We start from the raw sequence: 25356 nt of genomic DNA, 5'->3' as shown, positions 1-25356 counted from the left end.
GTGATCCACCACGCTGGCGACTATAACCACACCGACTCTGCCGGTACAAGATCGCCATCGCCCGTACTGCCCTTGCCCATCGACTGTTTGAGGCCGACTCACATTACGGGTTCGACGCACTCGCACAGCGGGCCGGGACGGCGGAGTCACCGCGGGGGCGGATAGGGACGGTGGTCGATCTTTGTCTGGATTGGTGCGGTACGCGATCCACAAAGGCATAAACGCTTTAAGGACAGATGGGGGTTTTTTTGTGATCGACATCGGCGCGCCACCCGGCGGCGGCGTTCGCGCAGCCGATCCCGGCCCTGCGAGGCCTTCCGTCGAGCTTGCGCCGACTTGGCCAACAGGCCCTAGAACATGGCGAGTTGGATGCTGGCGATCCGATCCGGCGATATCGGAGCCGTGCACTCCACTTGGGTACCGACCGTCGGCCGCGCGTACTTGACACCGACTCCGGGGCAGCCCGCCCCGCCCCTTGGTGCAACCTTCGATCGGACGCCGCAGCTCAAATCAGGACATAGATCGGTTACCGCCCAGGAGATAGATCATCTACCACAGCTCCTGGGCTACACTCCCCGTCGTCAACGATGAGGAAGTTGGGGGCCGATGGTTACACAGCAGCTCTTTCTCGCCTGTCTGCCTTTCGCCGGCGGCGGCGCCGGTTTCTTCCGGGAATGGGAAAAGCGCGGCATACCGGAAGTCACGGTACTTCCGATCCAGCTGCCGGGGCGCGAGGAACGATTCATTGACGACCCGTTCACCGAGGTCGCGGACGCCGTCGCCGAACTGACGCCCAAAATCGTGTCCGGCGCCGGCGACGGGAACATCGCACTGTTCGGGCACAGTCTCGGCGCAGTGCTCGCCTACGAGATCGCCAGGGAACTGGAGCGGATCGGCCACCCCGGACTTCGCCACCTGTTCGTCAGTGGTTCACCGGGGCCGCACGACGGACGGACCGAACGGGCCACCGGCCTGCCCGACGAGCAGTTCATCGCCGGGGTGCAGCGGTTCGCCGGCTATCGGCACGCGGCCTTCGACGATCCCGACCTGCTTGAGGTCCTGCTCCCGATCCTGCGCGCCGACGTGGAGATGCACGAGAACTACCTGGCGACCGGCACCGAGCCGCTCTCGGTACCGATCACCTCGCTGCGCGGCGAGCACGACGAACTCGTCTCCCGGGAGCAGGCCGAACAATGGGCCGAGGTGACGCGGGGTTCGTTCACCTACCAGGAACTGCCCGGCGGCCACATGTACCTGGTCGACGAGACCGAACGGCTGCTGCAGGTGATCGCCGGGAGCCCGGCATGCGGCTGACCGGCAAGACCGTGATCGTCACCGGCGCGGCCCGCGGCCTGGGCCGCGCCTGCGCGCTCAGGTTCGCCGAGGAGGGAGCCGACCTGCTGCTGCTGGACATCACGCAGGACCTGGCCGACGTGCCCTACCCGCTCGGATCGTCCAGCCAGCTGGAACACACCGCCGCCCTGTGCCGGCGCGCGGGCGCCGCGGCCGTGACCGCCGCCGTGGACGTGCGCGACTCCGAGCAGTGCGCGCTGGCGGTCGATCAGGCGCTGGACCGGTTCGGCACGGTGGACGTGCTGGTCAACAACGCCGGCATCGCCTCGCCCTCCGGGAAGGTCACCCACGACATCACCGAGCGGGAGTGGTCGCTCATGCTCGACGTCGACCTCTCCGGCGCCTGGCGGATGATGAAGGCGGTCGCACCGGTGATGGTCCAACGCAGGTCCGGCAGCATCATCAACGTGTCCTCCACCGCGGGCACGGTCGGATACCGGCATTTCGCGAGCTACGTCGCGGCCAAGCACGGGCTGATCGGACTGACCAAGGCCGCGGCCCTGGACTACGCCCCGATGCGGGTGCGGGTGAACGCGCTGTGCCCCGGCTCGGTCCGCGACGAGCCGGTGATGGAGGGTCGGATGCTCGCCGAGATCGCCCGATCGCTGGATGTCCCGGTCGCCGAGCACGAGCAGATCTTCGTCCGGGACCAGCCGATGAACGCACTGATCGAGCCGTCCGACATCGCGAACGCGGCGCTGTGGCTCGCGGCGGACGAATCCCGCCAGGTGACCGGCAGCGTGCTGACCGTGGACGGCGGCTTCACGTCCCGATGACCAGGAGGTCCCACCCGTGACGACACCGACGATCGATGAACTGGCCGCCGGCTGCCACAGCCTCGTGCTGCGGCTGCCCGGCGCGGCCGATCCGCAGCACCTGCTGTCCGGGGCGATGCCCGGTCCCGTCCGGGTCTGGCAGACCCCGGTGCCGGCCGGCGCCGACGAGCCGCTGGCCCGGGACCGCAGGCGCGCCGAGTCCCTGCGGCCGATCCACCAGGACGGCCCTCCCCTGCGGGCCGTGGCCCTCAACTACCTCGACGGCACCACGGACCTGGTCCTGGTGGCCGTCCGCGCGGTGATCCCACCGGCCGCGCTGCGGCGGATCGCCCGACTGCTGCTGGACGGGTCCGGCGACAGCCTGCCGGCGTGGCCCACCGCCACCCGGCCCGGCCTCGCGCACCGCGGCCGCCTCGACTGGGGCCTGGGCGACCCGCGGCTGCACGGGGTCGTCGGCAGCGCGCGGATCGACCTCACCGCGCTCGGCGGACGAGCCGAGCAGCTCCTGGTGCCCGCGATCGCCCTGGCCGTGAGCCGGTACGGCGGCGGGGACCGGACGGAACTGGGCGTGCTGGACCTGAGCGACGGCACGGGCGAGCACCTCGGCGCCCACCCGCTGGACGAGCATCCGCAGGGTTCGATCGCGGACTTCCTGCGGCGCTTCGACCAGGCACCGGTCGCACCCCACGAGCCGCCGCCGGTCGGGGTCGTCCTGAGCCCGGCCTTCGAGGAGGGCAGCTACACGGCCTGCCTGGCGCCGGTGCTCCCGCTCACCATCCAGCTCGACCGCGGCTCGTCCCGCGCGGACTGCCGGTTCGACCAGGGCATCGTGGACGCCTCCATCGCGCGGCAGTTCTGCGCGCACGTGGCCCACCTGGCCGAGCAGCTGGCGAACAGCGCGGCGCAGCGGCCGCTGTCCGAGCTGGAACTGCTGCCGCACACCGAACGGGCGGCAGTCCTGCGGGTGGGCGGAGCAGGCGACGCCGCGCCCGTGCGGGGGCGGATCGACCGCGCCTTCGAGGAGATGGCCGCCAAGCAGCCCCAGGCCGTGGCACTGCTGGCCGGCGAGGAGCAGCTGACCTACCGTCAGCTGGACGAGCGGGCGGACGCGGTGGCCGCGGGCCTGCGCGCACTGGACGTCGCACCCGGCAGCCGGATCGGCGTCTGCCTGGAACGGGACGCCGAGCTGGTGGTCACCCTGCTCGGCGTGCTCAAGGCGGACTGCGCGTACGTGCCGATGGACCCGCGCTACCCGGAGCAGCGCCTGGGCTTCACCGCCCGCAACGCGGGGATGCCCGTCATCATCACCTCCGCACCGAACTTCCCCGCGGTCCCCGGCACCCGGCTGCTGACCCCGGGCGAACTGACCCGACTGGCAGCGGACCCGACGCCGGCCGGCGCGCGGGCCGACGAAGGCGGCGAGGACCCCGCCTACGTGATCTACACGTCCGGTTCGACCGGCACGCCCAAGGGCGTGGTGGTGCCGCACCGCAACGTGCTGGCGCTGCTGCAGGCCACCACCGGGGACCTCGCCCTCGGTCCCGACGACACTTGGACGCTGTTCCACTCCAGCGCCTTCGACTTCTCCGTCTGGGAGATCTGGGGCTGCCTGCTCACCGGCGGCCGCCTGGTCGTCGTGCCCTACTGGACCACCCGCGACACCGAGGAGTTCTACACCCTGCTGGCCGAGCAGCGCGTCACCGTGCTCAACCAGACACCCTCGGCGTTCGCCCAGCTCATCCGCACCGACCAGCACGTCCGCCGGGACCTGGCCCTGCGACTGGTCGTCTTCGGCGGCGAGCCACTGGACGTGCGCATGCTGGCGCCCTGGTTCACCCGCCACCCGGCCACCGACTGCCGCGTGGTCAACATGTTCGGCATCACCGAGACCACCGTGCACGTCACCGCCCAGACGGTCACCCCGCACGAAGTCGTCACCGGCTCACGATCGGTCGGCCGCGCGCTGCCGGGGTGGTCGGTGTCCATCCGCGACGCGCAAGGACGGGTCCTGCCGCCCGGCCCCGCCGGCGAGATCTACGTCGGCGGCGCCGGCGTGGCCGGCGAATACCTCGGCCAACCCGAACTGACCGGGCAGCGGTTCATCCTCGACGAAGCCACCGGCGAACGGATCTACCGCAGCGGTGACAAGGGCCGGCTGCACCTCGACGGGCGCCTGGACCACCTCGGCCGGCTCGACAACCAGGTCAAGATCCGCGGACACCGCATCGAACTCGACGAGATCCGCACGGTGCTGCTCGGCGCACCCCAGGTGACCGCCGCAGCCGTCGTCGTCAACCGCGACCAGCCCGACGACCCCGCCAGCAGCCGGATCGACGCCTACGTCGTCCTGGAGGCGGCGGGCGACCGCGCCCTCGTACTCGCGCACGCCAAGGCCATGCTTCCCGACTACATGACGCCCGCGACGCTCACCCAGGTCACCGGAATCCCGCTGACCATCAACGGGAAGCCCGACACCGCCCAACTCCCCGACCCGCGCACCGCGCCGGCCGACGACCCGATCGACACCCCCGAGCCCGCCACCAGCTCGATCGCCGACACCGTCCTGCGCATCTGGAGCAAGCAGCTCAACACCCCGGTGAGCCTCCAGGACAACTTCTTCACCCTCGGCGGGAACTCACTCCTCGTCGTCCGGGTCCTCGCCGAAATGCGGGCGCAGAACCTGCCCAAGATCTCGCCCAAGCAGTTCTACAGCCACTCCACCGCAGCCCAGTTCACCGAATTCGTCCAACAACTCACCGAAGCCAACCAGTGAGTTGAGCAAAACCGTGGACCGGCACGACGACTGACACCCCGTCACCGGCCCCCGCCCGACGCACGACGAACACACGACGAAGGGCCGGCCCCCGGGGATCACCCCGCCGAGCCGGCCCTTCGGACACCTCACACACTGAGCCCCCTGTCGGGTTCGAACCGACGACCCCCGCTTTACAAGAGCGGTGCTCTGGCCAGCTGAGCTAAGGAGGCACGGTGACCGTCCGCGGCGGGCCACGGCGGTACCGGGGGGCAGTCTACCGGGCGGGGTGGGTCGGCGGGGCCGGATTGCGGGCGTGATCGGACTGGTACCCGAATCATTGGCGCGAGGGGGCTGACAAGCAGGGGAAACGGCAGGTAGCCTCGGCCGAAAGTCGCCCAGAAGTGGTCTGGACCACTCCGGGGCGGCGGACAACCCAACCTTTACTCGGATCGTCCGGCACGTTCCTGCCGGTGAAGGAGAACACCATGGCCTCGGTCACGTACGACAAGGCGACCCGCCTCTACCCCGGCGGCAAGAAGCCCGCGGTCGACGCGCTCGACCTGCACATCGAGGACGGCGAGTTCCTCGTCCTGGTCGGCCCGTCCGGCTGCGGCAAGTCCACCAGCCTGCGGATGCTGGCCGGCCTGGAGGACGTCAACGGCGGCGCGATCCGGATCGGCGAGCGGGACGTCACCAACCTGCCGCCGAAGGACCGGGACATCGCCATGGTGTTCCAGAACTACGCGCTCTACCCGCACATGAGCGTCGCCGACAACATGGGCTTCGCGCTCAAGATCGCCGGCGTGAACAAGGCGGAGATCCGCAAGAAGGTCGAGGAGGCCGCCAAGATCCTCGACCTGACGGAGTACCTGGACCGCAAGCCGAAGGCGCTCTCCGGCGGTCAGCGCCAGCGCGTCGCGATGGGCCGCGCGATCGTCCGCGAGCCGCAGGTCTTCCTGATGGACGAGCCGCTGTCCAACCTGGACGCCAAGCTCCGCGTCTCCACCCGCACCCAGATCGCCGGCCTGCAGCGCCGCCTGGGCATCACCACGGTCTACGTCACCCACGACCAGACCGAGGCCATGACCATGGGCGACCGGGTCGCCGTGCTCAAGGACGGCCTGCTCCAGCAGGTGGACTCTCCGCGCCGGATGTACGACAAGCCCGCCAACGTCTTCGTGGCCGGCTTCATCGGCTCCCCCGCGATGAACCTGGTGGACGTCCCGCTGGTGGACGGCGGCGTGAAGTTCGGTGGCTCGCTGATCAACATCGACCGGGCCCAGCTGGCCGGCGCCGGCAACGACAAGACGGTGACCGTCGGCATCCGCCCGGAGCACTTCCAGATCGTCTCCGAGGGCGGCATCGAGGGCGTGGCCGTCACGGTCAACGTGGTCGAGGAGCTCGGCGCGGACGGCTTCGTCTACGGCACCACCAAGGTCGGCGGCGAGGACAAGGACATCGTGGTCCGGGTGCACGGCCGCGGCGTGCCGGAGAAGGGCGAGACCATCCACGTGGTCCCGGTCGGCGGCGAGACCCACGTCTTCTCCAGCTCGACCGGCGCCCGCCTGAGCGACTGAGCCCCGGGCGGCGGCCCTCGAACGCGCACCGGGCCCCGTCGGACACCCGTCCGGCGGGGCCTGACACGTCGTCACTCGTCCGTGTGACGGAGTGTCGAGCACCCCTCACACGACGCTAACCTCACTGCCGTGAAGCAGCTCGTTCGCCGCATCGGCCAGACCATCGCCCTGACCCTGCCCGTGGTCCTGGTGACCACCGGCACCCTCGCCGTGACCCGGGTCGCCTGGGCCCCGCCGACCAGTGACGACCAGCAGGTGGTGGCCGCCGCGAGCGGCAGCGCCCCCGGCATCGGCCGGGCACCCGCCGCCACGGACGCCTCCCAGCAGGGCCTGTCCCCGGTGGACGCCCTCCGGGCCGACCTGCTGTCCGAGCTGCGCACCGACGGCGCCCCGGCCGCGCTGGACCTGCTGGAGCGCAGCATGCACCAGCAGCCCTCGCTCACCCCGTACTGCACCACGCTGGCCCGCGAGTTGGGCCAGGCGACGCTGAAGCAGTACCAGGGCGACGTGGCGCGCGCCCGGTCCTTCGCCCGCCCGGTCTGCGACGGCTCGTTCGCGGCGGGCATCGGCGGCTGACCGTCCGCTCCCGGGGGCCGGCCGATCCGAGCGGGATCCGCGCGAGCCGGGCCGCCCCCGCACGGAGCGGGCCTATCCTGCCCACATGACCGGCTCACCGCACCCCCTCGCCCCGAGTTCTCCCGACGTCACGCAGGCCGTGATCCTGGCCGGCGGACAGGGTTCCCGGCTGCGCCCGTACACCGACGACCGGCCCAAGCCGCTGGTCGAGATCCCCGGCACCGGCATGCCGATCGTGGGACACCAACTCGCCTGGCTGGCAGCCGAAGGCGTGACCGACGTGGTGATCTCCTGCGGCCATCTGGCCGAGGTGCTGCAGAAGTGGCTGGCCGAGGCCGAACTGCCGCTGCGGGTCGAGACCGTGGTGGAGACCGAGCCGCTCGGCCGGGGCGGCGGGCTGAAGTTCGCCGCCGCCGCGCTGCCGCGCCCGCAGGAGCCCTGGTACGCCACCAACGGCGACATCTGGACCCGGTTCAGCCTGCGCGAGATGGCCGCCTTCCACCACGAGCGGGACGCCCTGGCCACCCTCGCCCTGGCCCGGCCGCGGATCCCCTGGGGCGCCGTGGAGACCGACCAGTTCGGCAACGTGCTGGACTTCATCGAGGCCCCGCCCTCGCCGTTCCTGATCAACGCGGGGCTCTACGTCTTCGCGGCCGGCTTCGCCGAGCTGCTGCCCGAGGTCGGCGACCACGAGCGGACCACCTTCCCGCAGCTGGCCCGGGCCCGCCGGCTGGCCGGCTACCAGCTGCCGCAGGGCGTCTACTGGCGGGCCATCGACACCGCCAAGGACCTCACCGAGGCCGCCAAGGAGCTCGCCGCGACGACCGGCTGACGGCACGTCAGGCCGCCACGTCGAAAACGGAGGTGCCCCACCCGCCACGAGAGCGGGAGGGGCACCTCCGTCAGCACCTCCGTCAGTACCTCCGTCGGCACCTGCGCCGGTGCCTCGGACCGGTCAGACCACCGGCCCGCCCGTCGACCGGCCGCCCGCCGGCATGCCCAGCGTCGACGGCAGCAGCCCGCCGGCCGGCGGCCCGCTGCCCAGCACCCCGCCGAGCAGTCCGCCGCCGGTCGGGCTCGGCTTGGGCGCCCGGTTCCCGCCCGCCCCACCGCTGGTGGGCGCCGGCGCGGCACTGCCGGCCGGCGCACCGCCCGGCGCGGCGGCCGGAGCGCTGCTGCTGCCCGCCCCGCTCTCCCCGTGCGCGGCGCCGGAGGCGTGCGGCTTGGGGCTGTGCGAGGGCTGGGCGGCGGGCGACGGGGTGGGCGAGCCGGTCGAGGCGCTCGGCGACGGCGCCCCGCTGTGCCCGGCCGGGGCCGCCGGACGGGCCGAGCCCGGCGCGCCCGTGACGGCGGGCCAGACCGGCGTGCCGTAGTCGGTCGGCGGGGCCGGCACCGGCGCGGTCCGCCCGCTGGTGCGCACCGCGGCGCCGAGCAGCGAACCGAGCAGCATGGTCAGGCCGATCACCACGGTGGCCACCACGGTGCCGCGACGCAGCACCCGCCGCCGCACCGCGCCCGGCGCCTGCGGCCCGTACCGCCGCCAGGCCTCCAGCGCGAGCCGCCCGTCCAGCGAGGCGTACGGCGCGCCGGCCATCAGGAGCGGGCTCCAGGCCGCCAGGAAGATCAGGTCGGGGGTGTCGTAGACCGGCACGGCCCGCCAGCTGACGGTGAACAGCAGCGCCGCCGAGAGCAGCATCGCCGCGCCGGCCGCCAGCCGCTGCCACAGGCCGAGCAGGGTCAGCACGCCGACCACGACCTCGGTGAAGGAGACCCCGAGGCCCGCGCCCACCGGGTGCGCCATGGCGAAGTCCAGCAGCGGCTGGGCGCTGCGCCACGGGTGCAGCGAGGAGAGCCAGCGCATCATCGAGCCGCGGTCGCCGCCGTCGAAGTACACCGGGTCGCAGAGCTTGCTGAAGCCGGCGTAGACCGAGAGCGAGCCGAGCAGCATCCGCAGCGGCAGCAGCACCAGCCCGAGGTCCACCCGGCGCCCCGGGTACCAGGCGTGCCGGCTGGGTTCGCCGCTGCTCGCCGAGTGCTGCGGCAGTTCGCCGTCCGGTCGCCAGCCGGGCCGGTTGATCCGGGTGGGCACCGCGCGCCGGTCGGCACCGGCGGGCTGGCGCGGCACGCCGCCCCGGCCGCCGTAGCGGGTGCGGCCGCCGCCGACCGGGTCGCTGTCCCAGCCGGGCACGGTCTCCAGCGGCTGGGTGGTCTCGGTCTCCGGGTCGGCCAGTCCGACCGAGCCGAGCGCCCGGGCGCCGGAGGAGCCGCCCCCGACGGTGGCCCCGGACACGGTGTTCAGCCGCACCGCGTCCAGCAGCTGAGTGGCCGCCAGGTCGCCGGGGGCCGCCTGGCCGCTCCAGGTGACGGCGGTGACCCGGCCCTTGCGCCGGCCGGCGCCGACGCCGCCGCGCGCCGGGGCGGCGTCGGCCGCCCCGGCCCGGACCAGCCCGGGCCGCCCGCCGTAGCTGAGCGAGGCGTAGGCGCGCCCGAACGCGTCGGCGTACGGCCCGGCGGCCGGCGGCGGCGGGTCGATCAGTGACGCGACCGGTGCGGCCAGCCGGACCCGGAAACTCACCTGGGTGCTGCTGAGCCGTCCCGGGTCGCTCGGCACCCGGACCGTGCTGAGGCCGGGTTCGGCCGCTATCCCTGCCCCCGCCGTTTGGCCCAGCCTGGAGCGTCGACGTGTTCTGGTGTCCACGCCCCTCTAACCGGGTGACGCCCGGTTAGGACACTCTCCCGAGTGCAACTCTCGGCGTGGCTGACGGATGCGGTCAGTCCCGTGCGGGAGAGTGATCGATCAGGACCGATCCGGGCAGAACCCGGGCACAAGCGAACCAGGACTGGCGCGCCGGCACCCGACGGCTCAGCGACCGGCCCGCCGGCTCAGCGCTTGGACCGCAGCCGGGCCGCCTCGTAGAGCACGATCCCGGAGGCCACACCGGCGTTCAGCGACTCGGTCAGCCCGGACATCGGGATCCGCACCAGCATGTCGCAGGTCTCCGAGACCAGCCGGGACAGGCCCTTGCCCTCGCTGCCGGCGACGACCACCACCGGACCGGTCAGCAGCTCCAGGTCGCCCAGCTCGGCCGTGCCGTCGGCGGCCAGGCCGACCACCATCAGACCGGCCTTCTGGTAGGCCTCCAGAGTCCGGGTCAGGTTGGTCGCCCGGGCGACGGGCAGCCGGGCCGCGGCACCGGAGGAGGTCTTCCACGCACCGGCGGTCATGCCGGCCGCCCGGCGCTCCGGGATCACCACGCCGTGCGCGCCGAAGGCGGCGGCCGAGCGGACCACGGCGCCCAGGTTGCGCGAGTCGGTCACCCCGTCCAGCGCCATGATCAGCGCGTCCTCGCCGGCGTCGGCCGCGGCGACCAGCAGGTCGTCCGGGTGCGCGTACTCGTACGGCGGCACCTGGAGCACCAGGCCCTGGTGGTTCAGCCCACCGGTCATCTGGTCCAGCTGCGGCCGGGGCGCCTCCATCAGCGGGATGCCGCGGTCGTTGGCGGCCTGGAAGGCGTCGCGCACCCGGTCGTCGGTGTCGATGAACTGCATCACGTAGAGCGCGGTGGCCGGCACCCCGCCCTGCAGCGCCTCGGCCACCGAGTTGCGGCCGACCACCAGCTCGGCGCTGCCGGCGCCGCCGCGCCCGCCCCGGCCGGCCCCGCCGGACCGGCGCATGCCGGCCCGGGCCTTGGCGTCGCGCTCGCGCTTGAGCGCCGCGTTGGCGGCGCGCTGCTTCGGGTGGCCCTTGCGCTCCTCGCCGGGCGGGGTCGGGCCCTTGCCCTGCAGCGCCTTCCGGCTGTGGCCGCCGGTACCGACACTCGCACCCTTCTTCGACCCGGGGTTGCGGCGGTTCCTGCGCTGGCTGTTGCCGGCCATGGTGTGGCTTCCTGTCTTTCGAAATCTGTCTGCGTCATGCCGAAGGGGCCGTACTCATGGAGAGTACGGCCCACCGGCGCCTCGCGCGCGGAGCGCGCGCGGCTACTGGTTGAGCGTCCAGCGCGGGCCGGACGGGGTGTCCTCGATCGCCAGTCCGGCCAGGCCGAGCTGGTCGCGGATCGCGTCCGCGGTGGCGAAGTCCTTGCGGGCGCGGGCCGCCTGGCGCTGCTCCAGCACCAGGCCGACCAGCGAGTCGACCACGCCGTGCAGGTCGTCCCCGTGCTCCGCGCCGGCCCACATCGGGTCGAGCGGGTCGAGGCCGAGCACTCCGAGCATCGCACGGACCTCGGCGAGCCGGGCGACCGCGTTCTCCTTGTCGTCCGCGGTCAGCGCGCTGTTGCCCTGCCGGACGGCGGTGTGCACCACGGCCAACGCCTGCGGCACGCCCAGGTCGTCGTCCATCGCCTCGGCGAAGGCCGGCGGCACCTCGGCGGCCGGCTCCACCGGGCCGCAGCGCTCGACCACCCGCTGGATGAAGCCCTCGATCCGGCTGAAGCCGGCCTCGGCCTCGCGCAGCGACTCCTCGCTGTACTCGATCATCGAGCGGTAGTGCGGGCTGCCCAGGTAGTAGCGGAGCACGATCGGCCGCCAGCGCTGCACCATCTCGGAGACCAGCACCGAGTTGCCGAGCGACTTGCTCATCTTCTCGCCGGCCATGGTGACCCAGGCGTTGTGCACCCAGAAGTTGGCGAACTCGTCGCCGAACGCCTTGGACTGCGCGATCTCGTTCTCGTGGTGCGGGAAGATCAGGTCGATCCCGCCGCCGTGGATGTCGAAGGCCTTGCCCAGGTACTTGTGCACCATCGCGGAGCACTCCAGGTGCCAGCCCGGCCGGCCGGCCCCCCAGGGGGTGTTCCAGCTGGGCTCGCCCTCCTTGGCGGCCTTCCACATCGCGAAGTCGCGCGGGTCGCGCTTGCCGGTCTCGCCCTCGCCCTCGGGCTGCAGCAGGTTCTCCAGCTTCTGGTTGGAGAGCTGCAGGTACTCGGGGAAGGACTTGACGTCGAAGTAGACGTTGCCGTCGGCCGCGTAGGCGTGGCCCCGGGCGATCAACGCCTGCATCATGTCGATCATCTCGGGGATGTGCCCGGTGGCCCGCGGCTCGACGGTCGGCGGCAGGCAGCCGAGCGCGGTGTAACCGTCGTTGAAGGCGCGCTCGTTGGCGTAGGCGATCTGCCACCAGGGCACGCCGAGCTCGTGCTCCTTGCGGATCACCTTGTCGTCGATGTCGGTGACGTTGCGCACGAACGTCACCTGGTAGCCGCGGTGGGCGAACCAACGGCGCATCATGTCGAAGTTGAGGCCGGACCGGATGTGCCCGATGTGCGGCGCGCTCTGCACGGTCGCACCGCACAGGTAGATCGAGACACAGCCCGGTACAAGCGGGACGAAGTCGCGTACCTGGCGGGTGCTGGTGTCGTACAGGCGAAGGCTCACAGCGTCCAGAGTAGTGGGAAGTGGGCGGTGCCTCGCCACCCTTTGTCGGTACCAGAGGCAAACGATTCTCGGCGGGCCCCGCCCTTGCTGCGGCGTACTGCGGCGATGTGACGCCGGTACGAGCCGGGATGACGCACCGTGGCCAACCGGAGTCCGCCGCTCCGGTCAGCCCGCCCGCGTCGCCCGGCTCAACCCGTTCGACTCAAACCCGTGCGACTCAACCCGTCCGGTAGACCAGCGCGGTGGCCAGCCCGACCAGGCCCTCGCCGCGCCCGGTCATGCCGAGCCCGTCGGTGGTCGCCGCGGAGAGCGAGACCGGCGCGCCGGCCGCCGCCGAGAGCGCCTTCTCCCCCTCCTCCCGGCGACTGCCGATCCGCGGCCGCACCCCGATCACCTGCACCGCGATGTTGCCGATCTCGAAGCCGGCCGCCCGGACGATCCGGGCCGCCTCGGCCAGCAGCGTGGTGCCGGCCGCACCGGCCCACTCGGGCCGGTCGGTGCCGAAGTGGGTGCCCAGGTCGCCGAGTCCGGCGGCCGAGAAGATCGCGTTGCAGGCCGCGTGCGCCGCCACGTCGCCGTCCGAGTGCCCGGCCAGCCCCTGCGGGGCGCCCTCCCAGTGCAGCCCAGCCACGTGCAGCGGCACGCCGTCGGCGAACGCGTGCACGTCGGTGCCGATGCCGACCAGCGGCAGCAGGGGGACCGACGGGCGGACCGGAATTGACTGATCGTCAGAAGCCATCGGACGCCCTCCGTCGCGCGAGTACCGCCTCGGCCAGCACCAGGTCCAGCGGCCGCGTCACCTTGAAAGCCTCCTCGTGGCCGGGCACCACGACCACCTGGTCGCCGTACCACTCCACCAGCCCGGCGTCGTCCGTCACCGCCGGACCGCCGCCCGCCGACTCCTCGGCCAGCGCCTTGGCGTGCACCTCGGCCAGCAGCTCGCGCCGGAAGCCCTGCGGGGTCTGCACCGCGCGCAGGGTCGAGCGGTCCGGGGTGTCCAGCACCGGCTCCGGCCGCCCCGGCCCGCCCGGCCCGACCCGCTTGACGGTGTCGGCCAGCGGCACCGCCGGCACCACGGCCGGCGCCCCGGCGCGGACGGCGGCCACCACCGCGTCCACCACCTCGACCGGCACCAGCGGCCGGGCGGCGTCGTGCACCAGCACGATGCCGGTCTCCTCCGGGACGGCGGCCAGGCCCAGCCGGACCGACTCCTGGCGGGTCGCCCCGCCGGCCACCACCCGGACGTCCTTGCCGGCCAACCCGTGGCTGTCCAGCAGGCCGACCACCTCGGCGACGCCGTCGGCCGGCGCCGCCACCACGACCAGGCCGACCGCCCGACTGCTCGCCAGCGCCCGGACGGCGTGCACCAGCAGCGGCGCACCGCCCAGTTCGCGCAGCGCCTTGGGCGCCCCCGGTCCGAGCCGTTCGCCCCGCCCGGCGGCGGGAACCACGGCAGCTGCCACTACTCCTGTGGTGTTCAGGTTTCACTCCTTCGGCGAAGTGGGTATGGCCCTGGCGTACCCGTCAGACGGTGCACCGGACCCCTTCCACCCGGCGCCGCCTCTCGGGTACCGGTCTGCCCGGCCCGCGGTTCCCCCACGGCCGGCGTGATCGACACCCCGGCTCGTTCGATCGACCCTGGCGAGCCCGGGCATGCCACAGCGCCCGGGTGGCCACCGCACCACACGAGGACCAGCTGATCCATTGTCCAGCTGATCCTCGGTGACACCGCAGCGCCGGGCGCTGTGTTGTTGCACTGCAACGCGAACGCGCCGCTCGTTACGAGGCGAGCACCTCGTCGAGCAGCGTCTCCGCCTTGTCCTCGTTGGTGTTCTCCGCCAGCGCCAGCTCGCTGACGAGGATCTGCCGCGCCTTGGCGAGCATCCGCTTCTCGCCGGCCGACAGGCCGCGCTCGCGCTCGCGCCGCCACAGGTCGCGGACCACCTCGGCGACCTTGATCACGTCGCCCGATGCGAGCTTCTCGAGGTTCGCCTTGTAGCGGCGAGACCAGTTGGTGGGCTCCTCGGTGTACGGCGCGCGCAGCACCTCGAAGACCCGGTCCAGACCCTCCTGGCCGACCACGTCGCGCACGCCGACGAACTCCGCGTTCTCCGCGGGAACGCGCAGCGTGAGGTCACCCTGCTGAACCTTCAGCACCAGGTAGGTCTTGTCCACACCTTTGATCTGGCGAATTTCGATGGCCTCGATCAGTGCAGCCCCGTGATGGGGGTAGACCACCGTGTCGCCAACCTTGAACGTCATGTGACAGGACCCCTTCCGTGGCTTTCCAGAATAACACGCTTTTCCGTCCGCCCGAAGGGCGTTTTCGCAGGTCAGGGCCGGTCTCGGGGCTTGACAAGGACCCCCGGGACGTGCTGCGGCCACCCCTGTGCGGGGGCTTCCCGCAGGTCGGAGGCCCTTCTCGGTCCGGTTGAAACCCCGCACGCCACCTCGGAAACGCCGCAACCGATCTTGAAGTCATCACCGGATATTCACTGTTTCCCGATCGTGATCTGATCTTGCGGCGGTTCCGGAACCTCTGGTACCGCCGCCGCCCGGGGGGCTCGGTCCGCGACACGGGGCCACCCCGTGAGGGCCGGATAAGTGCGGTCGGTACGCTGGGCGCTGACAAACCGACACGCGACCAAGGAGATGCCGCCGCCGTGAGCCGCAGCCTTCGACGCGGTGGCATTGCCGCCATCGTTCTCGCCCTCTCCGCCCTCTCGCTCTCCGCCTGCGCGGACGGTCCCGGCACCAGCTCGCAGACCCTGCAGATCAAGCCGAACAGTGCGGCCACCTCGCTGGGCAACGACCTCAAGCTCAACGCGATCGTGGTCGTCGTCGGCCTGACGCAGACCAGCAGCGAGCCCGGCCCGGCGAACCTGACGGTCAACATCAGCAACACCGGCTCCGCCCCGGAGACCCTGCAGTCCGTCACCATCGGCGGCACCAACGCCACCTTCCAGGACGCCAAGGGCGCCCCGCTGCCCGGCGGCATCGTGATCCCCGCGATGGGCGCGGTGCTGGTCGGCGGCCCGGGCCAGCCCTCGGCCCACGCGGACGGCGCGACCCTCCCGGTCGGCGGCTTCGCGCCGACCAGCTTCGCCTTCTCCTCCGCCGGCAAGGTGGACGTGCAGGCCCAGGTGCTGCCGGCCACCGGCGCCTACGAGTCGTTCGGCCCGGCCACCCCGTCGGCCTCGGCCTCGGCCCCGGCGAGCGGGTCGGCCTCCGCCGGCGCCTCGGCGAGCGCCCCCGCCTCGGCCGGCGCGAGCACCTCCGCGTCCGCCGGCGCGAGCGGTGCGGCCTCCGCCCCGGCCAGCGGCTCGCCCGCCAGCGCGAGCGCCTCGGCGCACTGAGCAACCGGCGCGGAGCGCTCGCGCCCCGCGCACGGCCGAGGGCCGCACCCCCTTCCGGGGAGTGCGGCCCTCGTCGTGCGCGCGGTGCCGTTTACGGCTCGAACTTGTAGCCCAGGCCACGGACCGTCACCAGGTAGCGCGGCGCGCCCGGGTCGGGCTCGATCTTCGCCCGCAGCCGCTTGACGTGCACGTCCAGGGTCTTGGTGTCGCCGACGTAGTCCGCGCCCCAGACCCGGTCGATCAGCTGCATCCGGGTCAGCACCCGGCCGGCGTTGCGCAGCAGCATCTCCAGCAGGTCGAACTCCTTGAGCGGCAGGTCGACCTTGGCGCCGTCCACGGTCACCACGTGCCGGTCCACGTCCATCCGGACCGGGCCCGCCTCCAGCGCGCCGGGGCCGCCGCCGTCGTTGCCGGTCCCGCCGTCCTCACCGCGGCGGCGCAGCACCGCGCGGATCCGGGCGACCAGCTCGCGGGTGGAGTAGGGCTTGGTGACGTAGTCGTCGGCACCTATCTCCAGGCCGACCACCTTGTCGATCTCGCTGTCCTTGGCGGTCACCATGATCACGGGCACGTTGGAGCGGACCCGGAGCTGGCGGCAGACCTCCGTGCCGGGCAGCCCGGGCAGCATCAGGTCGAGCAGGACGAGGTCGGCGCCGTTGCGCTCGAACTGCTCCAGCGCGTCGGGGCCGGTGGCGGCGACGGCCACCTCGAACCCCTCCTTGCGAAGCATGTACGACAGGGCGTCGCTGAACGACTCCTCGTCCTCGACCACCAGTACACGGGTCACGATCGGGCCTCCGGGGCAGGAAGGGGGTTGGGTGTTGCGGGTGCGTCCAGGGACGTCGCCGTGGCCGGCGACGGGTTCTGTCCGGCGGGCAGCCGGACGGTGAAGGTCGAGCCCTGGCCCTCGACGCTCCACACCGAGACCGTGCCGCCGTGCGAGGCGGCCACGTGCTTGACGATGGAGAGTCCGAGGCCGGTGCCGCCGGTGGCCCGGGAACGGGCCGGGTCAACCCGGTAGAAGCGCTCGAAGATCCGCTCGCGGTCCTTCTCCGAGATGCCGATGCCCTGGTCGGTCACCGAGATCTCGATCAGTTCGCCGTCCGCCTCGCCGATGGCGGCGGCGCTGGCTATCCGGCGGGTGGCGATCGCCACCCGGGTCCGCGGCGGACTGTAGTTGACGGCGTTCTCGACCAAGTTGCCGAGCGCGGCGGCCAGCTGGCCGCGGTCGCCGTGGATGTAGAGGCCGGCGATGCCGCCGGCCGCGATGTGGATCTGCTTGGCCGCGGCCTGCTGGCGGCAGCGGTCCATCGCCTCGGCTATCAGCTCGTCCACCGGCACCGGCTCGGGGTCCATCAGCAGCCGGTCGTCCTGCACCCGGGAGAGGTCGATGATCTCCTGCACCAGGCTGGCCAGCCGGGTCGCCTCGATCTGCATCCGGCCGGCGAACCGCTGCACCGCCTCCGGGTCGTCGGCCGCGTCGGCGACCGCCTCGGAGAGCAGCGAGAGCGCACCGACCGGGGTCTTCAGCTCGTGGCTGACGTTGGCCACGAAGTCCCGGCGGACCGCCTCGATCCGGCGCCGCTCGGTGAGGTCCTCGACCAGCACCAGGACCAGCCGGGACCCCAGCGGGGCCACCCGGACCGAGACCGAGAGCGGCTCGCCGGCGCGCTGCACCCCGGGGCGCGGCACGTCCAGCTCGGCCTGGCGGATCTCCCCGTCGCGGCGGGTGGAGCGGGCCAGCGCGAGCATCGGCTCGACCGCCACCGCACCGCCGCGGACCAGACCCATCGAGTACGCCGCCGAGCTGGCCTTGACCACCTCGTCGCCGTCGCCGAGCACGATCGCGCAGGAGCGCAGCACCGAGAGCACGGTGTCCACCCCGGGCGGCAGGGTCGGCTCGGGGAGCGCTGAGTTCACGGCGGGGGCACCCCGCCTGCCATTTCCACCAGCGGCACCGCGGGCCTGCTCACGCTCGCTCCAGCGGAAGGCGATGGAAGCGGTGAGGCCGACACCCAGCCCGGCGATGGCGCAGGCAGCGGCAGCGGCCACATTCACGTCCATGCCGACCAGCGTAAGCGCATCCGACGGCAGCTTTGGAAGCCTCGGATCAAGGCATTGGCCGCGCGTTGCCGAGAATTCACCGTCAAGTGGTCTTCGGTTAACTGTGGCCACCGTGCCGCGTCGCCCGGACGACGCAATCTGTTCGTCGAAGCCCGTTCGGGCCCGTGGCGCGCGTACGATGCGCGCCACCGAGCGGCGGCCGTCCTCCCCGGTCGGCCGCCGGGCACCACCACAGAATGAGGAGTGGAGCGCATGCGCGACACGTACCACGAGGAACTCGACTCGATCAGCGACAGCCTGGTCGAGATGGCCCGACTGGTCGGCTCGGCGATGGGCCGCGCCACCACCGCGCTGCTCGACGCCGACCTGGCCCTCGCCGAGAGCGTGATCGCCGCTGACGAGAAGGTCAACGCCCTCCACCACGACCTGGAGGACCGCGCGATCGACCTGCTGGCCCGCCAGCAGCCGGTCGCCACCGACCTGCGGATCGTGGTCACCAGCCTGCGGATGAGCGCCGACCTGGAGCGCTGCGGCGACCTGGCCCGGCACGTGGCCAAGGTGGCCCGGCTGCGCTTCCCGGCCCACGCGGTCCCGGGCGACCTGCAGCCCACCGTGCTGGAGATGGGACAGCTGGCCCAGCGCCTGGTGGCCAAGGCCGGCCAGGTGATAGCGACCAAGGACGTGGACGCGGCGCTCCAGCTCGAACGCGACGACGACGAGATGGACGAGCTGCACCGCGAGCTCTTCGCCCACCTGATCGACGACCGCTGGCAGCACGGCATCGAGACCGGCGTGGACGTGACCCTGATCGGCCGCTACTACGAGCGCTTCGCCGACCACGCGGTCTCGGTCGCCAAGCGGGTCGTCTACCTGGTCACCGGCGAGCACGCGGGCGAGTTCGTCCCGCCGACCCCGGCACCGGGCGAGTAGTCCGGCGCACCCGGCCGCCCCGGCCCGGGGGCGCACGACGGGGCCGCCGCCCACACCCGCGCGCCCGTTGACGCCCCGTCAGCGCCGGGGTTTCACTCGTTGGACGGGCGAGCGCCGACCGCCGCCCGCCCGATCGAGGAGGGCACCGCACCATGACCACGTCCAACGCCCAGCCCCTACCCGTCGAGCCGGCCCCCCGCCCCGCCCCGGTGCACCACCAGCTGATCCTGCTCGGCGCCTGCGGCTGCGGCCCGGGCTGCGGCTGCGGCTGCCAGTCCGGCGCACCGTGCCAGTGCGGCGGCGCCACCGGCCACTGACGCCGACGAGCACGAGGGGGCCCGGCCGCGGTGCGGTCGGGCCCCCTCGTGCTCGTGCGGGGGTGCTACTTCTTGCCCTGGTTCTTGACCGCCTCGATGGCGGCCGCGGCGGCCTCCGGGTCCAGGTAGCGGCCGCCGGCGGCGAGCGGCTTGAAGTCCGCGTCCAGCTCGTAGACCAGCGGGATGCCGGTGGGGATGTTCAGGCCGGCGATCGCCTCGTCGGAGATGCCGTCCAGGTGCTTGACCAGTGCGCGCAGGCTGTTGCCGTGCGCGGTGACCAGCACGGTGCGGCCGGCGGCCAGGTCCGGCACGATCGCGTCGTACCAGTAGGGCAGCATCCGGTCGACGACGTCCTTCAGGCACTCGGTGCGCGGACGCAGCTCGCTCGGGATCTCGCCGTAGCGGGCGTCGCCGGCCTGCGAGTACTCGGCGTCGTCGGGCAGCACCGGCGGCGGGGTGTCGTACGAGCGGCGCCAGAGCTGGAACTGCTCCTCGCCGAACTCGGCCAGGGTCTGCGCCTTGTCCTTGCCCTGCAGCGCGCCGTAGTGGCGCTCGTTCAGGCGCCAGCTGCGGCTGACCGGGATCCAGTGGCGGTCGGCCTTGTCCAGCGCGATCTGCGAGGTGCGGATGGCCCGGCGCAGCAGCGAGGTGTGCAGCACGTCCGGCAGCAGGCCTTCGGCGGCCAGCAGTTCGCCGCCGCGCGCCGCCTCCTTCTCGCCCTTCTCGTTGAGGTCGACGTCGACCCAACCGGTGAAGAGGTTCTTCTGGTTCCACTGGCTCTCGCCGTGGCGGAGCAGGATCAAGCGGTAGGTCGTGTCAGCCATGGGCGACAGCTTAATGCGTCCGCATAAACCCCTGGCCTGGGCAGGGACCGCTCTGTAATGTGTGCTCGTCGCTAGAGCCACTTACTGTTCCGGACACCGGTCAACCCCACCCCGCTGACCGGGACACCTGCCGCCCCGGGAGCCGCCATGCCCGCCGCCGTCGCCCAGTTGCCCGTCAGATTTCGCGCCGCGGCCACCGAGTCGCTGGGCGGGCTGCCGTCCGCCTTCTGGTGGCTGTGGACCTCGACCCTGGTGAACAAGCTCGGCGGCTTCGTGGTCACCTTCATGGCGCTCTACCTCACGGCCGTCCGCGGCTACTCGACCGGCTACGCGGGCCTGGTGGCCTCGCTCTACGGGCTGGGCTCGGCGGTCGCCTCGCTCACCGGCGGCGTGCTGGCCGACCGGATCGGCCGGCGGCCCACCATCCTGGTCGCGCAGACCATGACCGCGCTGAGCACCGCCGCGCTGGGCTTCTCCCGGGGCCAGCTGGTGATCGCGGCCGTCGCCTTCCTGACCGGCCTGAGCGCCAACGCCTCCCGCCCGGCGATCTCCGCGGTGATCGCCGACGTGGTGCCCGCCGCCGACCGGGTGCGCGCCTTCTCGATCAACTACTGGGCGATCAACATCGGCTTCGGCGTCTCGGCCGCGGTCGCCGGGCTGATCGCCGTCCACGGCTACCTGCTGCTCTTCCTGGCCGACGCGGCCACCACGCTGCTCTGCGCGCTGGTCGTCTTCACCAAGGTCCCGGAGTCCCGGCCGACGGCGCCCCGCCCGGACGAGCGGGCGGCCGCGCCCCGGGTCGGCCTGGGCACGGTGTTCCGGGACGGCCGGTTCATCGCGCTGGTCTCGATGACCTTCCTGTTCGCGATGGTGATGCAGCAGGGCAGCACCACCCTGGCCATGGTGATGGGACAGGCCAAGCTGAGCGCCACCCAGTACGGCCTGGTGATCGGGCTCAACGGCTTCCTGATCGTGCTGCTGCAGATCCCGGTCACCCGGATGATCCAGGGCCGGGACCGGGCCAAGCTGCTGATGACCGGCGCGCTGCTGGCCGGCTGGGGCGCCGCGCTCACCGCCTTCGCCGGCCGCTCGGTGCTCTTCTTCGCACTGACCGTGGCGATCTGGACGGTCGGCGAGATCATCCAGATGCCCAGCAACATGAGCCTGGTCGCCGAGCTCTCGCCGACCCACGCCCGCGGGCGCTACCAGGGCGTCTCCTCGCTGGCCTGGTCATCGGCCGCCTGCCTCGGCCCGGCGCTCGGCGGCCTGCTGCTGGAACACGTCGGCGCGGACTCCGTCTGGGGCGGCTGCGCGCTGCTCGGCACCGTGTCCGGGATCGGCTACCTGCTGGTCGCCCGGCGGGTCGCGGACGCGGCGGCGGCCCGGATCCCCGAGGGGCTCCCGGCCCGCACCGCCGCGGAGGCGACCGTCGCCTGACGGCGGCTCAGAGCGGCCCAGTCCGAGCCGGCTCAGTCCTGCGCGGGCCGCTCGGCGAGGTGGGCGAAGGCGGCCAGGTTGCGGGTGGACTCCCCGCGCTTGGTCCGCCACTCCCACTCCCGCCGGATCGCACCGGCGAACCCGAGCTCCAGCAGGGTGTCGAAGGGCTCGTCGGCCGCCGCCAGCACGGTGCCGAGCAGCTGGTCCACCACCTCGGCGGTCAGCGCGTCCAGCGGCAGCCGGCCGGTCAGGTAGACGTCGCCCAGCGGGTCCAGCGCGTAGGCCACCCCGGCGAGCCGGGTGTTGCGCTCCAACAGCCAGCGGAACACCGCCTCGTGGTTCTCGTCCGGGCGGCGGATCACGAAGGCGTTCACCGAGAGGGTGTGGTCGCCGACCCGCAGCGCGCAGGTGGTGCTCAGCTTGCGGGTGCCCGGGAGGGTGGCGACCAGGGTGTAGGGGTCGGCGACGGCCGGCTCCCAGCCGACGCCGGTCTGCTCCAGCGCGGCGGCCAGCTCGGCGAGCGCCTGGTCCTTGGTGCGGATAGCCATGCCGGTGAACTTACCGGCAGGTAGCGGCCGGGGCCCAGGACCCCGGCGCGCGGCCCGCCGTCAGTGCAGTCGGCGGCGGGCCGGACCGACCCGGCCGGCGGGCCTGACCAGGGTGCCGGCGTAGACGTCCGCGGTGGCCGCCGCGGCCGCGCTCCAGCCGAAGCCGGCCGCGTGCCGGGCCGCCTCGGCGCCCAGCCGGGCCACCAGCTCGGGCCGCACCACGTACGGCTCCAGCGCGGTGGCCCAGTCCGCCGGGTCGTGCCCCTGGACCAGGGTGCCGGTCTCGCCGTCCCGCACCGCCACCGGCAGCCCGCCGACCGCGGCGGCCACCACCGGGGTGGCGCACGCCTGCGCCTCCAGCGCCACCAGGCCGAACGACTCGCTGTGCGAGGGCATCACCAGGGCGGTCGCGGCCCGGTACCAGCGGGCCAGGTCGGCCTGGCCGACCGGCGGGTGGAACCGGACCATGTCGCCCAGGCCCAGCTCCGCGGCCAGCTTCTGCAGGCTCTGCGGCTTGGCCAGGCCGTTCCCGGACGGCCCGCCGACCACCGCCAGCACCAGCCGCTCGCGCAGCTCGGGCCGCCGCTCCAGCAGCACCCCGGCCGCCTGGAGCAGCACCTCCGGCGCCTTGAGCGGCTGGATCCGGCCGGCGAAGAGCAGCACCGCGGCGTCGGCCGGCAGCCCCAGCTCGGCCCGCGCGATCCGCTGGGCGCCCGGCCCGCCGGGGTGGAACAGCTCCAGGTTGACCCCGGGGTGCACCACGGCCAGCTGGTCCGGCCGGGCGCCGTAGTGGAAGGCCAGCTCGCCGGCCTCGTCCGCGGTGTTGGCGATCAGCCGGTCGGCCGCCTCGACCACCTGGGTCTCGCCGATCACGCGGGCGGCGGGCTCGGGGGTGTCGCACCGGGCCAGCGCGGCGTTCTTCACCTTGGCCATGGTGTGCATGGTGTGCACCAGCGGCACGCCCCAGCGCTGCGCGGCCAGCCAGCCCACCTGGCCGGAGAGCCAGTAGTGCGAGTGCACCAGGTCGTAGTGGCCGGGGCGGTGGCCCGCCTCGGTGCGCAGCACGCCGTGCGTGAAGGCGCACAGCTGGGCCGGCAGGTCCTCCTTGACCAGCCCCTCGTACGGGCCGGCGGTGACGTGCCGGACCAGCACGCCGGGCGCCAGCTCGACGGTCGGCGGCAGGTCGGAGGAGGTGTAGCGGGTGAACACCTCCACCTCGATGTCCAGCGCGGCGAGGCGCTTGGCCAGCTCGACGATGTAGACGTTCATCCCGCCCGCGTCGCCGGTGCCCGGCTGGTGCAGCGGGGAGGTGTGCACGCTCAGCATCGCCACCCGGCGGGGGCGGCGGGGGCGGCCGGAGGCGAAGGCGTGCAGGCGGCCGCGCGGTGCGGAGGAGCGGTCGCGCCACGCTGCCGACACGGGGTTCTGGATCACTCGCCTGCAACCTCTCTGGTCCGGATCTCGGACCCCACTACCAGGTTCACCAGCCCGACAACCCGCGAGCGCCAGGTCGCATTCCCGCTTGACGGAGTGACGGTCGACTCAGTCGCCGCGCGGCCGGCCCGCGCCCTGGTCCGCGCCCCGGTCCGCGCCCCGGGCGCGCGGGCCGGGGTGTGGGGCGCGCCGCGTACCCTGCGTGCATGACCGCTTCGTTCGACCCGGGCCCCGGGGACCTCCCCCGGCCCGGCGGGCGCCGGAGCGCGGCCACCCGGCCGGTGGGCACCGTGACCCGGGGCACCACCAACACCAACCGGCTGCGGCGGATGGACCGCTGGATCGTGCACACCATGGGCGCCCGGCTGCGCCGGGCCGACGCCCCGCCGGTCGCGGTGGACCTGGGCTACGGCGCGGCGCCGTGGACCGCGGTGGAGCTGTACGGGCGGCTGGCGGCGGTCCGGCCGGACGTCCGCACGGTCGGGATCGAGATCGAGCCGGCCCGGGTGGCGGCCGCGCTGCCGTACGCCCGACCGCCGGGGCTGAGCTTCCGCCGGGGCGGGTTCGAGGTGCCGCTGGACGGTGCCGACGCCCTGCTGATCCGGGCCGCCAACGTGCTGCGGCAGTACCAGGAGGAGGCGGTCGAGGCGGTCTGGCAGCGGCTCTGCGCCCGGCTGGCGCCGGACGGGCTGCTGGTCGAGGGCACCTGCGACGAGGTCGGGCGGCGGCACGTCTGGGTGGCGCTCGGGCCGCAGGGGCCGCGCACGGTGACCTTCGCGGCCCGGCTGGCCGGCCTGGAGCGGCCCTCCGACCTGGCCGAACGGCTGCCCAAGGCGCTGATCCACCACAACGTGCCGGGGCGGCCGGTACACGCCTTCCTGGCCGACTTCGACCGGGCCTGGGCGGCGGCCGCGCCGTACGGGGCGTTCGGGGTCCGGCAGCGCTGGGTGGCGGCCTGCGCGGCGCTGGCCGGGCAGTGGCCGGTGGTGGACCAGCCGCGGCGGTGGCGGCAGGGCGAGGTCACGCTGCCCTGGTCGGCCCTGGCGCCCTGACGGCCGGCCCCGGTGCCCTGCTCGGCGCCGGCCGGACGGGTTCGACACTCCGGGACGGTCGATCGATTCACTCGAACGAGTTATCGAATTGCTCTGGCGTGTTGACGGCCCGTCAGGCCACCATGGGATCAGATCAGCCGACGCTCCTTGACTCGACCAGACAAGCCATCAGTCCGCGGCGGGCCCGCCCTCGGCCAGCTCGCGCCACACCCCTTCGAACACCCCGTAGGCTTCCGACCCGAACAGCACGAACCGCACCTCCACCAGCCCACCGTCCGCCCCACCACCCGATCCGGCGGCCGCCAACTCCGCCCGCACGGTCGACAGCGCGATCCGCGCCGCCGACTCCATGGGCCAGCCGAACACCCCGGTCGAGATGGCCGGGAACGCGACACTCCGGGCACCCAGTTCCACCGCCAACCGGAGCGACTGCCGGTAGCAGGACGCCAGCAGCTCCGTTCCGCGCTCGACGCTCTCGTCCCGGTACACCGGACCGACGGTGTGCACCACATGCTCGGCCGGCAGGTCCCCGGCCGTGGTCGCCACCGCCTGCCCCTCCTTGAGCCCACCGCCGTAGTGCGAGGCGCGCAGCGCCCGGCACTCGGCCAGGATCCGCGGGCCGCCGGCCCGGTGGATCGCGCCGTCCACCCCGCCGCCGCCCAGCAGCGACGAGTTGGCGGCGTTGACCACCACATCAACGTGCTGCGCCGTGATATCACCCTGGACCAGTGTGATCTGTGTCACCGTCAACTCCTCGCCTCCGACCGGGCGGATCCCGGACCCGCTCGGCCCACCTCAGCAGACAAGCCCGCCACCTGCGTGGCAATAACCACATCCACGGCGGCCAGCCAAGGAAATCCCCGGAGATCACGTTATGGTCGCGAAAGGTTCCCTGACTCGCGGTGCCCGGCGGGCACTGCGCACGGACCGCAGCCGTTACCCCGTCAGGGAAGAGGAGGAAGCATCCGTGCCCGCTACGGGAGACGG

General features: G+C 73.0%; 23 protein-coding genes and 1 tRNA gene. 11 read left to right on the top strand and 13 right to left on the bottom strand.

The window, feature by feature from the left end:
• Window positions 1-606: 606 nt before the first annotated feature.
• From FHX73_RS15340 to FHX73_RS15330, 3 genes are read left to right on the top strand one after another with little or no spacing between them, the layout of a single operon-like run.
• Window positions 607-1314, top strand: a complete 708-nt coding sequence (locus FHX73_RS15340) for a thioesterase II family protein (protein WP_145905537.1) — start codon at window positions 607-609, stop codon at window positions 1312-1314.
• Entirely contained in the window at window positions 1305-2129 is an 825-nt protein-coding gene (locus tag FHX73_RS15335; protein WP_145905536.1) for an SDR family oxidoreductase, read from the top strand. Before FHX73_RS15340 ends, FHX73_RS15335 begins: the two co-directional genes overlap by 10 nt.
• A gap of 16 nt (window positions 2130-2145) precedes the next feature.
• Window positions 2146-4902 (top strand): amino acid adenylation domain-containing protein, encoded by a 2757-nt coding sequence (locus FHX73_RS15330; protein WP_145905535.1) that lies wholly within the window; start codon window positions 2146-2148, stop codon window positions 4900-4902.
• A 138-nt stretch (window positions 4903-5040) separates the two neighbouring features.
• Here FHX73_RS15330 and FHX73_RS15325 read toward each other — a convergent pair.
• Window positions 5041-5114 (bottom strand) — tRNA-Thr (locus FHX73_RS15325).
• A 255-nt stretch (window positions 5115-5369) separates the two neighbouring features.
• On the opposite strand from FHX73_RS15325, the gene FHX73_RS15320 reads away from it, so the two are divergent.
• The 3 genes from FHX73_RS15320 to FHX73_RS15310 all read left to right on the top strand — a co-directional run bounded on the left by FHX73_RS15320 (window position 5370) and on the right by FHX73_RS15310 (window position 7869).
• Complete coding sequence (locus tag FHX73_RS15320) at window positions 5370-6461, top strand: ABC transporter ATP-binding protein (protein WP_145905534.1); 1092 nt, start codon at window positions 5370-5372, stop codon at window positions 6459-6461.
• Window positions 6462-6590: 129 nt separating this feature from the next.
• Window positions 6591-7037, top strand: a complete 447-nt coding sequence (locus FHX73_RS44675) for a hypothetical protein (RefSeq protein ID WP_170304927.1) — start codon at window positions 6591-6593, stop codon at window positions 7035-7037.
• Window positions 7038-7122: 85 nt separating this feature from the next.
• Window positions 7123-7869, top strand: coding sequence for a nucleotidyltransferase family protein (locus tag FHX73_RS15310; protein WP_145905532.1), 747 nt, complete (start codon window positions 7123-7125; stop codon window positions 7867-7869).
• A gap of 123 nt (window positions 7870-7992) precedes the next feature.
• Here the strand turns inward: FHX73_RS15310 and FHX73_RS47200 are convergent, their stop codons facing one another.
• The 6 genes from FHX73_RS47200 to FHX73_RS15280 form a co-directional block, all read right to left on the bottom strand.
• Complete coding sequence (locus FHX73_RS47200; RefSeq protein WP_281292682.1) at window positions 7993-9648, bottom strand: DoxX family membrane protein; 1656 nt, start codon at window positions 9646-9648, stop codon at window positions 7993-7995.
• Window positions 9649-9920: 272 nt separating this feature from the next.
• Window positions 9921-10913 carry a 23S rRNA (guanosine(2251)-2'-O)-methyltransferase RlmB gene (gene rlmB / locus FHX73_RS15300; protein WP_145905531.1) on the bottom strand — a complete coding sequence of 331 codons (993 nt, stop codon included), beginning with the start codon at window positions 10911-10913 and terminating at the stop codon, window positions 9921-9923.
• Window positions 10914-11015: 102 nt separating this feature from the next.
• The gene (cysS, locus tag FHX73_RS15295) at window positions 11016-12407 is read right to left on the bottom strand and encodes a cysteine--tRNA ligase (protein ID WP_145905530.1); all 1392 of its coding nucleotides are present in this window, start codon (window positions 12405-12407) and stop codon (window positions 11016-11018) included.
• Between the two features lie 217 nt (window positions 12408-12624).
• The gene (gene ispF, locus FHX73_RS15290; RefSeq protein WP_145905529.1) at window positions 12625-13146 is read right to left on the bottom strand and encodes a 2-C-methyl-D-erythritol 2,4-cyclodiphosphate synthase; all 522 of its coding nucleotides are present in this window, start codon (window positions 13144-13146) and stop codon (window positions 12625-12627) included.
• Window positions 13136-13888: a 2-C-methyl-D-erythritol 4-phosphate cytidylyltransferase gene (gene ispD / locus FHX73_RS15285; protein ID WP_145905528.1), complete on the bottom strand. Its 753-nt coding sequence runs from the start codon at window positions 13886-13888 to the stop codon at window positions 13136-13138. The genes ispF and ispD overlap by 11 nt, the downstream gene beginning before the upstream one ends.
• 298 nt (window positions 13889-14186) lie before the next feature.
• Window positions 14187-14669 (bottom strand): CarD family transcriptional regulator, encoded by a 483-nt coding sequence (locus FHX73_RS15280; protein ID WP_030244332.1) that lies wholly within the window; start codon window positions 14667-14669, stop codon window positions 14187-14189.
• Between the two features lie 401 nt (window positions 14670-15070).
• Here FHX73_RS15280 and FHX73_RS15270 point away from each other — a divergent pair, with 401 nt between their 5' ends.
• Window positions 15071-15763, top strand: a complete 693-nt coding sequence (locus tag FHX73_RS15270; protein ID WP_145905527.1) for a DUF461 domain-containing protein — start codon at window positions 15071-15073, stop codon at window positions 15761-15763.
• 91 nt (window positions 15764-15854) lie between these two features.
• Here the strand turns inward: FHX73_RS15270 and phoP are convergent, their stop codons facing one another.
• A complete protein-coding gene (gene phoP / locus FHX73_RS15265; protein WP_145905526.1) occupies window positions 15855-16550 on the bottom strand; it encodes a two-component system response regulator PhoP in 696 nt (231 codons plus the stop codon).
• The gene (locus FHX73_RS15260; RefSeq protein ID WP_145905525.1) at window positions 16547-17827 is read right to left on the bottom strand and encodes a sensor histidine kinase; all 1281 of its coding nucleotides are present in this window, start codon (window positions 17825-17827) and stop codon (window positions 16547-16549) included. Before FHX73_RS15260 ends, phoP begins: the two co-directional genes overlap by 4 nt.
• Before the next feature lie 252 nt (window positions 17828-18079).
• Between FHX73_RS15260 and phoU the strand changes: the two genes are divergently transcribed.
• Together phoU and FHX73_RS44665 are read left to right on the top strand one after the other, a co-directional pair.
• Entirely contained in the window at window positions 18080-18757 is a 678-nt protein-coding gene (gene phoU / locus FHX73_RS15255) for a phosphate signaling complex protein PhoU (RefSeq protein ID WP_145905524.1), read from the top strand.
• A 152-nt stretch (window positions 18758-18909) separates the two neighbouring features.
• Complete coding sequence (locus FHX73_RS44665) at window positions 18910-19074, top strand: hypothetical protein (RefSeq protein ID WP_170304926.1); 165 nt, start codon at window positions 18910-18912, stop codon at window positions 19072-19074.
• A 65-nt stretch (window positions 19075-19139) separates the two neighbouring features.
• On the opposite strand, the gene FHX73_RS15250 is transcribed toward FHX73_RS44665, so the two are convergent.
• Window positions 19140-19898 carry a phosphoglyceromutase gene (locus FHX73_RS15250; RefSeq protein ID WP_145905523.1) on the bottom strand — a complete coding sequence of 253 codons (759 nt, stop codon included), beginning with the start codon at window positions 19896-19898 and terminating at the stop codon, window positions 19140-19142.
• A gap of 147 nt (window positions 19899-20045) precedes the next feature.
• Here FHX73_RS15250 and FHX73_RS15245 point away from each other — a divergent pair, with 147 nt between their 5' ends.
• Complete coding sequence (locus tag FHX73_RS15245) at window positions 20046-21335, top strand: MDR family MFS transporter (protein WP_145905522.1); 1290 nt, start codon at window positions 20046-20048, stop codon at window positions 21333-21335.
• Between the two features lie 32 nt (window positions 21336-21367).
• Here the strand turns inward: FHX73_RS15245 and FHX73_RS15240 are convergent, their stop codons facing one another.
• Both FHX73_RS15240 and mshA read right to left on the bottom strand, forming a co-directional pair.
• On the bottom strand, window positions 21368-21883 hold the full coding sequence (locus tag FHX73_RS15240; RefSeq protein ID WP_145905521.1) for a YbjN domain-containing protein: 516 nt from the start codon (window positions 21881-21883) through the stop codon (window positions 21368-21370).
• A 60-nt stretch (window positions 21884-21943) separates the two neighbouring features.
• Window positions 21944-23317: a D-inositol-3-phosphate glycosyltransferase gene (mshA, locus tag FHX73_RS15235; protein WP_425461383.1), complete on the bottom strand. Its 1374-nt coding sequence runs from the start codon at window positions 23315-23317 to the stop codon at window positions 21944-21946.
• 206 nt (window positions 23318-23523) lie between these two features.
• Here mshA and FHX73_RS15230 point away from each other — a divergent pair, with 206 nt between their 5' ends.
• Window positions 23524-24369: a class I SAM-dependent methyltransferase gene (locus FHX73_RS15230; RefSeq protein WP_145905520.1), complete on the top strand. Its 846-nt coding sequence runs from the start codon at window positions 23524-23526 to the stop codon at window positions 24367-24369.
• A 168-nt stretch (window positions 24370-24537) separates the two neighbouring features.
• On the opposite strand, the gene FHX73_RS15225 is transcribed toward FHX73_RS15230, so the two are convergent.
• On the bottom strand, window positions 24538-25113 hold the full coding sequence (locus FHX73_RS15225; protein ID WP_145905519.1) for an O-acetyl-ADP-ribose deacetylase: 576 nt from the start codon (window positions 25111-25113) through the stop codon (window positions 24538-24540).
• Between the last annotated feature and the right edge of the window lie 243 nt (window positions 25114-25356).

The organism is Kitasatospora viridis, assembly GCF_007829815.1.
Taxonomy (GTDB): domain Bacteria; phylum Actinomycetota; class Actinomycetes; order Streptomycetales; family Streptomycetaceae; genus Kitasatospora; species Kitasatospora viridis.
The sequence above is the reverse complement of the archived record's forward strand: the minus strand, read 5'-3'. Positions and strand labels throughout refer to the sequence as shown.